The sequence below is a fragment of the Pseudomonas sp. NPDC087598 genome, from assembly GCF_044743525.1.
GTDB lineage: Bacteria > Pseudomonadota > Gammaproteobacteria > Pseudomonadales > Pseudomonadaceae > Aquipseudomonas.
In genome coordinates, this window is sequence record NZ_JBIUWQ010000032.1 from 40413 (window position 1) to 52823 (window position 12411).

Below are 12411 nucleotides of genomic sequence, written 5' to 3' on the forward strand. Positions count from 1 at the left end.
CCTCAGCGCTGATGACGGATGCGTGGGTTGGCAAAGCCGTAGAGGATGTCCACTACGAAGTTGACCAGAATCACCAGGCAGGCGATTAACAGGATGCCGTTTTGCACAACCGGGTAGTCCCGGGCGCCAATGGCTTCGATCAGCCATTTACCGATGCCGGGCCACGAGAAAATGGTTTCGGTCAGAACCGCACCGGCCAGCAGGGTGCCGACTTGCAGGCCGACCACGGTCAGTACCGGAATCAGTGCGTTACGCAGACCGTGGACGAACACCACGCGCGATGGCGACAGGCCTTTGGCCTTGGCGGTGCGGATGTAGTCTTCGCGCAGCACTTCGAGCATCGACGAACGGGTCATCCGTGCGATTACCGCCAGCGGAATGGTGCCCAGCACGATGGCCGGCAGAATCAGGTGATGCAGGGCATCGAAGAACGCGCCGACGTCATCGGCCAGCAGCGTATCGATGAGCATGAAACCGGTGCGTGGCTCAATGTCATAGAGCAGGTCGATCCGCCCGGAAACCGGGGTCCAGCCCAGGCTCACCGAGAAGAACATGATGAGGATCAGGCCCCACCAGAAGATCGGCATCGAATACCCCGCGAGGGAGATGCCCATCACCCCGTGGTCGAACAGCGATCCTCGTTTGAGTGCCGCAATCACCCCGGCCAGAAGACCGAGAATGCCGGCGAACAGCAGGGCGGCCATGGACAGTTCCAGGGTCGCCGGGAAGAGGGAGGTGAACTCGGTCCATACGCTCTCACGCGTGCGCAGGGATTCGCCGAGGTCGCCGTGGGCCAGTTTTACTATGTAGTCCAGATATTGTGTATATAAAGGTTTTTTATTTCTGTGGCGTTCCATTGCCTGAGCGTGCATTTCGGGGTCGACCCGACGTTCGCCCATCATCACTTCCACGGGGTCGCCGGGAATCATGCGAATCAACGCGAAAGTCAGCAAGGTGATGCCGAAAAACGTGGGGATCAACAACCCCAGTCGGCGGGCAATAAAACTAAACATCTTGTGTGGTACCTCATCAGCCGGTTAGGCGTGCCCGGCTTCCCTGGAATCAGGGAAACCGGGAGTTTCTTATCTACTTCACCTGGGTGGTGGCGAAGTTATTAGTGGTGAGAGGGCTGATGTGATAGCCCTCTACGTTGTTGCGCATTGCGGTAAACATCCGGGTGTGGGCCATGCTGATCCACGGTTGGTCCTGATTAAACAGGACTTGGGCCTGCTCGTAGAGTTTCGCGCGCTCGGCCGGATCTACTTTAGCCCGTGCTTCATCCAGCAGCGTCTGGAATTTTTCGTTGCACCAGCGTGCGTAGTTTTCGCCGTTCTTGGCCGCTTCACAACTGAGCATAGGCGTCAGGAAGTTATCCGGGTCGCCGTTGTCGCCCGCCCATCCGGCCGAGACCATGTCGTGCTCGCCGGCCTTGGCGCGTTTGAGCATTTCGCCCCACTCCATCACGCGGATGTCGATCTTGATCCCGACTTTCGCCAGGTCAGCCTGCATCATTTGTGCGCCGAGCATCGGATTCGGGTTGGTCGGGCCGCCGCCGTTACGGGTAAACAGAGTAAACACGGTGCCTTCCGGAACCCCGGCTTCCTTGAGCAGCTTGCGCGCGGCGTCGAGGTCGCGCGGCGGATTCTTCAGGTCGTGGTTGTAGCCCAGCAGCGTTGGCGGGTACGGGTTGACCGCGACCGTCGCGTTGCCTTTGCCAAACAGGGCGTTGACATAGGCTTCCTTGTCGAAGGCGATGTCGATGGCTTTGCGCACGCGCACGTCGCTCATGTATTTGTGCTGAGTGTTCATGGCGATGTACGAGACGGTCATCGCGTCCAGCTCTTCGACTTTCAGGTTGCTGTCTTTCTTGATGCTCGGGATGTCATCCGGTTTCGGATACAGCGCGATCTGGCACTCGTTGGCCTTGAGCTTTTGCAGGCGCACGTTGTTGTCGGTGGCGATCGCCAGAATCAGCGCGTCGGCCGGCGGCTTGCCGCGGAAGTATTCCGCGTTGGCCTTGAAGCGTACCTGCGCATCCTTGGCGTAACGCTGGAAGATGAACGGGCCGGTGCCGACTGGCTTGTTGTTGAGGTCGCCGGTCTTGTTGGCCTTGAGCAACTGGTCGGCGTATTCGGCGGAGTAGATCGCGGTGAATGGCATGGCCACGTCGGCCAGGAACGGTGCTTCGCGACGGGTCAGGGTGAACTTGACGGTGTAGTCGTCGACCTTTTCCACGTTCTTGAGCAGTTCCTTGAAGCCCATGCTTTCAAAGTACGGGAAGCCCACGCTCGACAGTTTGTGCCACGGGTGATTCGGGTCCAGCTGACGCTGGAAGCTCCAGAGCACGTCGTCGGCGTTCATCTCGCGGGTCGGCTTGAAGTATTCGGTGGTGTGGAACTTGACGCCTTTGCGCAGGTGGAAGGTGTACGTCAGGCCGTCATCGCTGATTTCCCAAGAGTCGGCCAGCGCCGGAACCACCTCGGTGGTGCCAGGCTTGAAATCGACCAGGCGGTTGAAAATGGTTTCGGCCACCGCATCGGCAGTGACTGCAGTTGTGTACTGGACCATGTCGAAGCCTTCCGGACTGGCTTCGGTGCAGACCACCAAGGGTTTGGCCGAGACGCCGATGGCGGCGCTCAACAACGCGGCAGCGACGGCCGCACGTAGGGGAAGCATTTTCATCGATAACCCTCTGCAATCGGTTGAAGACAAAAACCGAACGGCCGACTCGTCACTGAGTCAGCCGTCGGTTGGCGGTTTTACAAAATCTTGAATGGAATGGTGGTCACGAGGCGGAATTCGTTGATGTTGCCATCAGCCTGCTCTTCGCTCGCACGGTGTGTGGTGTAGGTCGCACGGACAGTGGTGTCCTTGAGTGCGCCGCTTTGCACTGCGTAGGAGGCACCGATGCCGTATTCATAATGGTGTTCGCCATCCATAGCTTTTACGCTGGCGTAAGCGCCGCCATCGTTATGGGTACCGTCGATGCCCCAACCGCGCGCCTGATAAATGTTGAATTTCAGGCCGGGTACACCGTACTGGGCCATGTTCAGACCGTAGGCAACCTGGAAGGATTTCTCGTTCGGGCCGTTGAAGTCCGAGAGCAGGGAGTTGGCCAGGTAGATGCCGTTGGTTTCGTGCAGATAGTCGAAGTACTCGTTACCGTTTACTTGCTGGTACGAGAAGGTCAGGCTGTGAGCTTCGTGCGCCAGACCCAGCGACAGCGAGTAAGTGTCGTTGTCGATCTGGCCGGCTTTGGCTTTGCCTTCGTCCACAGTCTTGTAGTAGTTCAGGCCGGTGGTCAGAGCCACCAGAGAACTGTCGCCCAGGACATGGGTGGCGCCGAAATAGTATTGGTTCCACACGTCTTCAGCTTGAGTTGCCCAGAGGCTGGTCGTCAGGCTGGCGAATGGCTGATAGGAGAGGCCGAGGGTGTTCACGTGGTCGATATCCACCGTGTAGTCGGTGTACTCGGCGCGGAACTTCTGCAGGCTTTCTTCGCTTCGTGGCGAAACGCGGTCGAAGGTAGCAGCGTCAAAGCTGAGGTTGTTCAGCTCTTCGCTATGGATGGCAATACCTTCGAAGCTGGACGGCAGCGCACGGTTGCCGATTACATCGACTTGCGGGCTGCTGAAGTTCATGCGGCCGGCGGTCAGCGTGGTGTTGGAAAAGCGTGCCTTGACGTTGGCCAGGCCCAGTTTGCTCCACTGGCCTTCCGCATCGCCGCCATCACGGGTCAAAGTACGGTTGTTGCCGTACGGCTTGCCAAGGACCGGGGCACCGCCCTCGTTTGCTGCCAGGTTCTTGCGATCACGCTCCAGGGCTACGGCATTGTAGAGCGCCACTTCGGTGCTGAAACCAACGGTGCCTTCGGTGAAGCCCGAGTTGTACTTGAGAATGGTGCCCTGTACCCAGTTGATACGGCGATCCGTGGTTTCTGCCGTACCATTCTTGAGGTACTTGAACTTGCCGCCACGTTTCTTCTGCTCGTTGGCGTACCAGTTACGTGTGGTGCCCGTCAGCGATTGACCCTCAAGAAAACCGGTGGCCTCCGCCTGGGCGCTTTTCTCATTGACGGTCACTGGCGTGAAGGCCTGACTTTGGGTTTCCGCATAAGCCGTGGCGGTAACGCTGCTGATGGCCAGGGCCAGTATCGCGGTGCTGCTCAGTTTCATGGGTGAAGCTCCTTTACTTTCTTTTTATGCCGGCTTTTTTTGGTATGCCGGTTATTTGGTTTAGAACTCATTCACACATCGCAAACGTTTGCAAAAGGCCAGATTGGCGAATTTCGGCAAAGCGCTTGCGTGAGGGGCTAGACAGCGCCCCTCAGCGTTGCGGCTAATCGGTTGGGTTAATCGATACTGACACCCGAGAACACGTTGCGGCCGAAGGGGCTCACCTTGAACCCTTCAACCCGTGTGCTTAACGGCTGGTTGACCGTCGAGTGGGCGACAGGCGTGATCGGCACTTGCTGTTTAAGCAATTGCTGGGCCTGTTTGTAAAGCACGGTGCGTTGGTCACGGTCGGTGACGACCTTGGCCTCTTTGACCAGCTTGTCGTAAGCCGGGTCGCACCACATGGAGTAGTTGTTGCCGCCAATGGCGTCGCAGCTGTACAGCGTGCCCAGCCAGTTGTCCGGATCACCGTTGTCACCGGTCCAGCCGATCAGGCTGATGTCGTGCTCGCCATTCTTGGTGCGCTTGATGTACTCGCCCCATTCATAGCTGACGATCTTCACTTTCAGACCGATCTTCGCCCAGTCAGCCTGGAGCATTTCGGCCATCAGTTTGGCGTTGGGGTTGTACGGTCGTTGCACCGGCATCGCCCACAGGGTGATCTCGGTGCCTTCCTTGACGCCGGCAGCCTTGAGCAGCTCTTTGGCTTTTTCCGGGTTGTAGGCAGCGTCTTTGATGCTGTCGTCGTAAGACCACTGGGTCGGTGGCATGGCGTTGACCGCCAGTTGACCGGCACCCTGATAAACAGCGTTGAGAATCCCTTGTTTATTCACCGCCATGTCCAGCGCTTGACGCACTTCGAGCTGGTCGAACGGTTTGTGGCGGACGTTGTAGGCGATGTATCCGAGGTTGAAACCCGGTTTGGAAATCAGCTGCAGTTTTGGATCGGTCTTCAGCGCTTCGACATCGGCCGGGCGCGGATGCAGGGTGATCTGGCATTCGCCAGCCTTGAGCTTCTGCACGCGCACAGAGGCGTCGGTGTTGATCGCGAAAATCAGGTTCTTCAGCTTGACCCGGCTCGGGTCCCAGTAATGCGGGTTGCCGGTGTAACGGATGTTCGAGTCTTTCTGATAACTCTTGAACACGAACGGCCCGGTGCCGACCGGTTTCTGGTTGATGTCGCTCGGCTTGCCTTCGGCCAATAGTTTGTCGGCGTATTCGGCGGACAGGATGGCGGCGAAGCTCATGGCAATGTTCTGGATGAACGCGGCGTCGACGCTGTTGAGCGTGAACTCCACGGTCAGCGGCCCGGTTTTTTCGACCTTGGCGATGTTCTTGTTCAGGCTCATCCCGTTGAAATACGGGAACTCGGTCGGATAAGCCTTACGGAATGGCTGTTGCGGATCGAGCATGCGGTTAAACGTGAACAGCACGTCGTCGGCGTTGAAATCGCGAGTAGGTTTGAAGTACGGCGTTGTATGAAATTTCACACCTTCACGCAGGTGAAAGGTGTACTTGAGACCATCCTCGGAAATATCCCACTTGGTGGCCAGGCCCGGTACGACATTGGTCGCGCCTTTTTCGAACTCGACCAGTCGGTTGTACAGCGGCTCGGCGGCGTCGTTATCGGTGGCCGTCGTGTATTGCGCGGTATCAAAACCCGCCGGGCTGCCTTCGGAGCAGAACACCAGACTGTTGCTGGCGGCGTGGCTGGCGGACGTGGCGGCCAACAGGCCGGCGCCCAGCAATGCGGAAAAAACCAAGGTATGGCGCATGACGCTCCCTCTTTTTTTTAGTGTGTTTCGATGCACCGCGGTCCCGTCCAGGGACGTTGTGGCTGCATCGAGCTCAAACCAGTACGTACAGCAAACCGTTAGCCCACGCAGTCACTGGTCAGAACCCGACGGTAAGAGCCGTGGGTCTGGCAGTAAATGCGTTGAGTCCTAAAGACTCGTAGGAAAAGGCAACAGAGCCTGTATCTCCCTGGATAGGCAGGGTGGAAACAGCTGTAGGCAAATTCCTAACTAATCGGCAGAAAAAAACAGCGGCGACGCTGAAAACGTCGCCGCTGTCTCTTTTAGTTGCTGACGCTGACGCCGTAGAAGGAGTTCAAGCCGAATGGGCTGATCTTGAAGTCCTGCACGTTGGCGCGCATGGGTTGATACACCGTCGAGTGAGCGATAGGTGTCATAGGGACTGCATCTTTGAGGACGTGTTGCGCCTCTTTGTACAGTTCGGTGCGCTTACCTTGGTCGGTTGTGCGCTTGGCTTCCTTGACGAGGCCGTCGAACTTCTTGTCGCACCACTTGGAGAAGTTGTTGCCGCTCAGCGAGTCGCAGCCGAACAGAACATTGAGCCAGTTGTCCGGATCACCATTGTCACCGCTCCAGCCAATGATCATGGCCTGGTTCTCGCCACCTTTGGAGCGTTTGATGTACTCGCCCCATTCGTAGCTGGTGATCTTCACTTTCAAGCCGATCTTGGCCCAGTCGGACTGGAGCATTTCGGCCATCAGCTTGGCGTTCGGGTTGTACGGACGCTGTACCGGCATCGCCCACAGAACGATCTCGGTGCCTTCCTTGACGCCGGCTTCCTTGAGCAGCTGTTTGGCTTTCTCAGGGTCGTACTTGGCATCTTTGATAGTGGTGTCGTAAGACCACTGGGTCGGCGGCATGGCGTTAACGGCCAGTTGGCCCGCGCCCTGGTAAACCGAATCGATGATCTGTGGCTTGTTCACTGCCATGTCCAGCGCCTGGCGAACGCGCAGGTCAGCCAGTGGGTTCGGCTCGTTGCTGCCCTTGACCTTATCCATCACGTTGTAGGCGATGTAACCCAGGTTGAAGCCGGCCTGGTCAGGCATCTTCAGGGTTTTGTCTTCTTTCAGCGCTTTCAGATCGGCTGGACGCGGGAACAGGGTGACCTGGCACTCGTTCTTTTTCAGCTTCTGAATACGTACCGACGGGTCGGTGGTGATGGCGAAGATCAGGTTGTCGATCTTCACGTCCGAAGGATTCCAGTATTCCTTGTTGCCGGTGTAACGGATGTTGGAATCTTTCTGGTAGCTCTTGAATACGAACGGACCCGTGCCGATCGGCTTCTGGTTGATGTCGGCAGCCTTGCCTTCCTTGAGCAGCTGGGCAGCGTACTCGGCGGATTGCACCGACGCGAAGCTCATGGCCATGTTCTGGATGAACGCGGCATCAACTTCTTTCAGAGTGAACTTGACGGTGTGGTCGTCGACTTTATCGATCTTGGTGATGTTGGTGTCCATCCCCATGTCGGTGAAGTACGGGAATTCGGTCGGGTACGCCTTACGGAACGGGTCATCCTTGTTAATCATGCGATTAAAGGTGAACAGCACGTCGTCGGCGTTGAACTCGCGGGTCGGCTTGAAGTACGGGGTGGTGTGGAACTTGACGCCTTCGCGCAGGTGGAAGGTGTAGGTCAGGCCGTCATCGGAAATGTCCCACTTGGTCGCCAGACCAGGAATCACGGCGGTGCCGCCGCGCTCGAACTGGGTCAGACGGTTGAACATGGTTTCAGCTGAGGCGTCGAAGTCGGTTCCGGTGGTGTACTGGCCTGGGTCGAATCCGGCCGGGCTCCCTTCGGAGCAGAACACCAGGTTAGTCGCAGCGGATGCGAATGGTGCGGAGGCTAACAAGCCTGCGCCGACTAAAAACGGAATGACCGCGTGTTTAAGCATGTTGGCCTCATGATTTGTTGTCATTTTTTGATTTGAGGTACGACCTCGTGAGTCGTGCCTGCGGATACTTATGCAGGCGCCATACCCAATGCAAGATCCAGAGCGGTCGGCGGCCTCAAACGGTGGCACGAACGTACCTTAATGTCGCATCTGTATAACTTCTGACGCATTTGACCGTTTGCGGGTGGTTTTTACGGTGCAAATGAAGCCCCAAAACGGTGCGCCGGTCACGTTGTGCGCGCCGCCTTTGGGCTTGGTGTTACTTATTTATACCCACGCCGTAGAAGGGCGTCAGACCAAACGGGCTGATGCGGAAGTCCGTGACCTCCTTGCGCAGCGGCTGGAACACCGTGGAGTTGGCAATCGGGGTGATCGGCACCTGCTGTTTGAGGACCAGTTGCGCCTGTTGATACAGTTTTACCCGTTGTGCCTTGTCGGTAGAGACCTTGGCCTGTTGCACCAGTTTGTCGTAAGCCGGATCGCACCATTTGGCGTAGTTGCTGCCCTTCACCGCCGCGCAGCTATAGAGCACACCGAGCCAGTTGTCGGGGTCACCGTTGTCACCTGTCCAACCATAGATCATCGCGTCGTGTTCGCCATTTTTCGCGCGCTTGATGTACTCGCCCCATTCGTAGCTGACGATGTTGGCCTTGATGCCGATTTTTTCCCAATCCTGCTGGATCATCTGCGCCGACATCCGTGCATTCGGGTTCGAGGCGCGCTGCACTGTCATCGCCCAGAGGTTGATGGTTGTACCGGGCGCAACCCCTGCTTCTTTAAGTAGAGCCCGGGCTTTTACCGGGTCGTGGGGCGCGTCTTTGATGTTGGAGTCGAACGACCATTGCGCCGGCGGCAAGGCGTTTTGTGCCAACTGACCGGCACTTTGGTACACGGCTTTGATGATCGCCGGTTTGTCGATGGCCATGTCCAGGGCCTGGCGCACCTTGAGTTGGTCGAGCGGCGGGTGAGTGGTGTTGTAGGCGAGGAAACCGAGGTTGAAACCGGCCTGTTTGAGCACGCGCAGGTTCGGGTCTTGTTCCATGACTTCGATGTCGGCCGGGCGTGGGTAGCCGCTGACCTGGCATTCGCCGGTCTTGAGTTTCTGCAGGCGTACGGCGGCGTCCGGGGTGATCGAGAAGATCAGGTTGTCGATTTTTACGTCTTCGGGTTTCCAGTAGGCCTTGTTGGCGGCGTAGCGGATTTGTGAATCCTTCTGGTAGCGCTTGAACACGAACGGGCCGGTGCCGATCGGTTTCTGGTTGAGGTCGGCGGCTTTGCCTTCCTTCAGCAGTTGCGCGGCGTATTCGGCGGATTGCACCGAGGCGAAACTCATGGCGAGGTTTTGCACGAACGCGGCGTCGACGTTGTTGAGGTTGAAGCGCACGGTATTTTCGTCGAGTTTTTCTACCGATTTGATCGTGGTGTTCAGGCCCATGTCGGTGAAGTACGGCGACTCGGCGGGGTAGGCCTTGCGGAAGGCGTTGTCCGGGTCGAGCAGGCGCTGGAAGGTGAAGAGCACGTCGTCGGCGTTGAAGTCGCGGGTTGGGGTGAAGTATTCCGTGGTGTGGAATTTCACGCCTTGGCGCAGGTGGAAGGTGTATTGCAGGCCGTCGTTGGAGACGTCCCATTTTGTCGCCAAGCCGGGTTCGATGTCGGTGCCGCCGCGCTGGAATTGGGTGAGGCGGTTGAAGACGGTTTCGGCGGAGGCGTCGAAGTCGGTGCCGCTGGTGTATTGGCTGGGGTCGAAGCCTGCGGGGCTGGCTTCGGAGCAGTAGACCAGGGTGGTGGTGGCGTTTGCTAGCGGGGCTATGGCTGTTAGTGCGAGGGAGATCAGGAGCGGTTTGAGGGTGGATCTTGGCATGGAGTCCCCGGGGATATTGGAGGTGGTGGTTTTTTGAGGGTAGCGGGGATTTGGGGGTGTCCGGAAATATCGTTTTTCCTGTGGGAGTGTCTATCTCGGTATATGTGGGGGTTTTTGTTGGGGGCATATCCGTTGCTGCGGTGATGGCTGCTTAGGGTTTCGCCCTGACGGCGACTCACTTTTTTGACAAACGCCTCAAAAAAGTAAGCAAAAAAAGGCTTGCTCCTACGTGCGGCCCGCTCGCTGGGGCTCGGGGTTCCTTCGCTCCGGGATCCATCCGGGGGCATCGCCTACGGTTTGCTGCGCTGCACCTCCTCTCGATGTGTTCGACTTCGTCGAACGGTCGCTGCGCTCCCACCCCCGGATCAATCCCTCCGCTCAGCCTTCCGATGTCGCTCGTGGATCAAGATCAAAAGCAGGCGAGCTGCCACTCGGCCTATTGAGTGGGGCGGCATTCGCCGCGTGCGGGGTGTACTTGTCGCCTCTGTAGGAGTTGCCGGGGGCTGCGATCTTTTGATCTTGCTGTCGCTTTTTTGTGGGAGCGAGCCTGCTTGCGAAGGCGGCCTGACAGCCGACCTGTCTCTGCCAGATGAACTCAACCTCTGTGCTGGCTTGCCAGCGATGGCGGCCTGACAGCCGACCAATCTCTGGCAGATGTACTCGGTTCAAACTGTGGGAGCGAGCCTGCTCGCGAAGAGGCCCGCCCGGTCGCCCGATTACGTTGAGCTGTTTAAATGTGTATCGAATTACCAGAACCTTCCCACAAGGTTTTCAGGTTGTCCGTCGGACGTGGGCTCTCTAGGCTTGGGACGTCGCTGAATGTTCAGCGATCGGGTGTGAGAACCCGGTGTAAAAAACTACAGGCATAGCGTCAATATCAGCATAATTGCCGGCAGCTTATTCGCTGTCTGTAATTGCGTTATGGCGGCTGTGTGCGGGCAGACTTCGGTCTGGCCGGGTGCCTGTGTCCGGTTTTCTCACCCCGCACATTGCTGCCACCTTTCGTCGTGTGAGAAACGGCGGAGGGGTTGGCCTCACTACAGGTAATGAAAATGACTAAGCCAGTTCCAGATCCACCCGAAGAAAAACCAACCCCACTCGAAGCAGCCCTCCGCGACGAAGACCTCGCCAGAAACCGCGAAGCCATCAAGCGCGCCCTCGATTTCTATCTCTGTCCCCAGCCCACAAAGTCGCGCCAGCCCAGCACGATGTTCATGGTCTGCCCCAATGTCGATACCGAAAGCCTGCTGGCCCACGCTTGCGAATCGCTGGCCTCTGCCAGTGCTGCGGCCAGCAACTTCGCCAATGAGCTGAGCGGTCTGCAGCGCAATACGGTGCTCGGTATCCAGCAGATCATCATGCTGGCGGAGTTGGCAGTAAACCGGGCGTTGGATCGGGTTGATCCGCAGACTTGAGACCGCGTTATCGTTCATCGCGAGCAGGCTCACTCCTACATTTGGAATGCGTTACCCCTGTAGGAGTGAGCCTGCTCGCGATGGCGCCAGATGAGTCAGCAAAAATCCCAGGCACAAAAAAACCGGCGATCATTCACTGATCGCCGGTTTTTCATTCAGCTCACATCAATTCACTGCATCAGCACTTCAATCGAGCCATCGGCGGTCATGCTGACCTGGCTCGTACCCGCTTCAACTTCCGGCGTCACCGGGGCCGAATCCATGGCCGCGGCTTTCATCATCATCGGCGCGCGCATGTACGGTTGTGGATAACCGTTGCTGTTGAGGTTCAGGTTGACGATTTTGTAACCCTTGCCGCCCAGTGCGTCGGTGGCCAGTTGCGCGCGGGCCTTGAAGGCAGTGACGGCTTCTTTCAGCAGCTTGTCTTCGCTGGCCTTGCGGGTCGGGTCGGCGATGGCGAAGTCCATGCCACCCATTTTCAGGTCGGTCAGCAGTTCGCCGGTGAGTTTGGACAGGGCGGCGAAGTCGGCGCTTTCCAGGCGCAGTTCGGCGCGCTCGCGCCAGCCAGTGATTGTCTGGCCCTTGGTGTCGTAGATCGGGTAGCTGTTGCGGCTGCCCTGGCGCAGGGTGATGTCTTTGACCTGCTTGGCCTGGGCCAGTGCCTTGTTCATGGTGGTGCTGACGTCGGCGGCGAGTTTGGCCGGGTCAGTGTTTTGCTCTTCGGTGTAGAGGGTCACGATCATCAGGTCGCGGGCCACTTCCGTGCTGACTTCGGCGCGCAGGGAAATCTGGTTGTAGTGCAGCTCATCGGCGGCCAGGGCCGGAAGGCTGACGACGCTGCCGACGGTCAGGGCGAGAAGGGCGGCGCTGCGGCGAAATGTGTGCATGAAGGCTCCTTGATGAGGGCGCAGGTGTTGGTTGGGGGCCTGCGTGAAACCATCAGACTCTAGCTTTTATGATCCGGTTCGCCCAGTTACAACTTCTATACAGATCGCATGGGGCCGCTGCGCAGCCATTCGCGAGCAGGCTCGCTCCTACAGAAAATGCATTCCAGAGTTCAAAGTGCTTCTGTGGCGAGGGAGCTTGCTCCCGCTCGGCTGCGCAGCAGTCGTCAATCCTGTTTCCGCGGTATTTCTTGCAGATCACGGTCGCCGGGTTTGGGCCTGCTGCGCAGTCCAGCGGGAGCAAGCTCCCTCGCCACAGGAGTGCGCGCCACGCTAAAAGTTTTGTTCGGCGTAGACGATTTTGCTGTCTGCG

General features: G+C 58.0%; 8 protein-coding genes. 1 reads left to right on the forward strand and 7 read right to left on the reverse strand.

Translation table 11 applies throughout. From position 1 onward, the window contains the following. Nucleotides 1-2: 2 nt before the first annotated feature. From ACIOWE_RS17885 to ACIOWE_RS17910, 6 genes are all read right to left on the reverse strand, one after another. Nucleotides 3-1013, reverse strand: coding sequence for an ABC transporter permease subunit (locus ACIOWE_RS17885; protein ID WP_401393957.1), 1011 nt, complete (start codon nucleotides 1011-1013; stop codon nucleotides 3-5). Between the two features lie 73 nt (nucleotides 1014-1086). Beyond that, entirely contained in the window at nucleotides 1087-2682 is a 1596-nt protein-coding gene (locus tag ACIOWE_RS17890) for an ABC transporter substrate-binding protein (RefSeq protein ID WP_401393960.1), read from the reverse strand. Between the two features lie 77 nt (nucleotides 2683-2759). Beyond that, entirely contained in the window at nucleotides 2760-4175 is a 1416-nt protein-coding gene (locus tag ACIOWE_RS17895) for an OprD family porin (protein WP_401393962.1), read from the reverse strand. 176 nt (nucleotides 4176-4351) lie between these two features. Then, nucleotides 4352-5950 carry an ABC transporter substrate-binding protein gene (locus ACIOWE_RS17900; RefSeq protein ID WP_401393965.1) on the reverse strand — a complete coding sequence of 533 codons (1599 nt, stop codon included), beginning with the start codon at nucleotides 5948-5950 and terminating at the stop codon, nucleotides 4352-4354. 302 nt (nucleotides 5951-6252) lie between these two features. Next, entirely contained in the window at nucleotides 6253-7878 is a 1626-nt protein-coding gene (locus ACIOWE_RS17905) for an ABC transporter substrate-binding protein (RefSeq protein WP_201235413.1), read from the reverse strand. Between the two features lie 259 nt (nucleotides 7879-8137). Next, nucleotides 8138-9739 carry an ABC transporter substrate-binding protein gene (locus ACIOWE_RS17910; RefSeq protein ID WP_401393968.1) on the reverse strand — a complete coding sequence of 534 codons (1602 nt, stop codon included), beginning with the start codon at nucleotides 9737-9739 and terminating at the stop codon, nucleotides 8138-8140. A 1052-nt stretch (nucleotides 9740-10791) separates the two neighbouring features. Here ACIOWE_RS17910 and ACIOWE_RS17915 point away from each other — a divergent pair. Continuing rightward, entirely contained in the window at nucleotides 10792-11154 is a 363-nt protein-coding gene (locus ACIOWE_RS17915) for a DUF6124 family protein (protein ID WP_401393971.1), read from the forward strand. Between the two features lie 170 nt (nucleotides 11155-11324). Here ACIOWE_RS17915 and ACIOWE_RS17920 read toward each other — a convergent pair whose 3' ends face one another. Continuing rightward, the gene (locus ACIOWE_RS17920) at nucleotides 11325-12041 is read right to left on the reverse strand and encodes an SIMPL domain-containing protein (RefSeq protein WP_401393974.1); all 717 of its coding nucleotides are present in this window, start codon (nucleotides 12039-12041) and stop codon (nucleotides 11325-11327) included. Nucleotides 12042-12411: the final 370 nt, after the last annotated feature.